The organism is Ruegeria sp. BHSB056 (genome assembly GCF_059613305.1).
Window position 1 is genome coordinate 1 of the sequence record NZ_JBXWSG010000186.1, and the last position, 1,748, is coordinate 1,748.

Genomic DNA, 1,748 nt, shown 5'->3' on the forward strand with positions numbered 1-1,748 from the left:
TTTCAGTCGAACAATTCGAACGGGTTCTGGACCGGATCGCCGCGACCCCCGATCCGAACCGGTTCACCATCACCTTCGATGACAGTAATCTTTCGGATCACGACATTGCGCTGCCAGCACTTGTTGCGCACGGCCTAGAGGCCCGGTTTTTTGTTCTGGCCGGACGGATCGGTCAGGCCGGATCCCTGAATGCAGACCACCTGCGCACCCTGCGGGATGCGGGTATGACAATCGGCAGCCATGGGATCGACCATCTTGCTTGGACGAAACTGGATGACACCACTCTAGCCCGAGAACTCAGCGAATCCCGCGCACAATTGGAAACGATATGCGGCTGCCCAGTGACCGAGGCGGGCATCCCCTTTGGCCGCTACGATACGCGGGTGTTACGTGCGCTGAGCGACGCGGGCTACACTACAGCCTGGTCAAGCGACGGAGGCACCTGGCGAAAAAACGCATTCCTACGCCCCCGCACATCGCTGCGCGAGGATATGAGCGATCAGGATTTGCAGACGATCTTGTCGGGTCGCATGCCGCTCGCGCGCCGGTTTCGACGCGTATTGGGCATGGCTCGTCGGCGCTGGACGGCTACTGGTTAGCGGGCGCTTGCGACACGCCCGGTAGACAGCTCACCGGGCAAGGCCTGAGAAAACCGGGTATATCGCATCTTTTTGTCTGCCTGGTCGGCCTGTGCCTGATCCCCGCCCTGCTCGGATCCGTCATCTGCATCCAGAAACCAGACCCCCGCCCCAAGAAGGAACATCAAGAAACAGAACGTGGAATCCCAAAGATGAACCGTAACAGCAGACACGCAAAGGCCCAACAGCGAAAACAGATATCCAAGGCGCGCATCCGCCATTGCCCCGGTCAGATTTCTGTTGCCCAGTTTAAGGAACGTTACAATGACCGCACCGGCCAGTAGGAACAGGGCCGGAAAACCATGCCGTAATGTGACCACCAGCCAGAAATTGTCGACGCTGCTCAGCAATACCATCCAGTGGGGGCGCGTCCAATCATGCAGACCGATACCAAAGATCGGGTTTCGCAGAATATCGTCGGATGCGAAGTTGAACGTGTGGATACGTGCCCATGCCGTGCCGGGGGTCAGCGTGAAATGGGTTGCAAAGATCTGAAACATACTCCGGTTCGAGCCAACCTCAGCAATGAAATACAGGACGCCAAATATGCTCAGCAGAACTTTCCATTTGCTTTTGAGGAAGTGAAAAACCCAGTTCCATCCCATAAGCGCCAGCTGAATGATGACATTCAGGAAGGCACCCGATGAAAGGGAAAAGAACACGGCACCCCCGATCACCGAAGTCAGAGCAACCTTCTTGAAAAGCGGTTTTTGCCACCCCAGCACATACCAGCTCAGCGCGAAGGCCGGCGCGCAAAACACTCCGAACAGGATAGGATGAGGCATCGTTGTCTGCGCCCGCAGCAACCCAAGCCGAGGTTCGAATATCCATTTCTGATAGACGCTCAGAACCTTACCAAACAGGTTCAGCAGCGGCGTCTTGCCCGTAAAGGATTCGAATAAGGCAAAGGGCAGCAGAATGAGGATGAGCAGAAACAGGCACTTTACGAAATATCGAAACGATTCCAGATTCCGGATATAGGCTCGGGCAATGAAGTAGGGCGCCAGCGTTTCAATCATGAACATCCCAATGAACTGCCACATCGGCACCAAACCATGATTGACAGAAAAAGACAGGGCCGACCAGAAGCTGAACATAATCGCCAGAATA

General features: G+C 55.5%; 2 protein-coding genes. One reads left to right on the plus strand and one right to left on the minus strand.

Annotated elements, in window-relative coordinates:
- Positions 1-599 (plus strand): polysaccharide deacetylase family protein (locus AC2FND_RS20195; protein WP_496771483.1); only part of this gene is annotated, 599 nt, incomplete at its 5' end.
- Here the strand turns inward: AC2FND_RS20195 and AC2FND_RS20200 are convergent.
- Positions 596-1,748, minus strand: a 1,153-nt coding sequence (locus tag AC2FND_RS20200) for an O-antigen ligase family protein (protein ID WP_496771484.1), incomplete at its 5' end; no start/stop codon positions are given. The two genes, AC2FND_RS20195 and AC2FND_RS20200, sit on opposite strands and share 4 nt — an antisense overlap.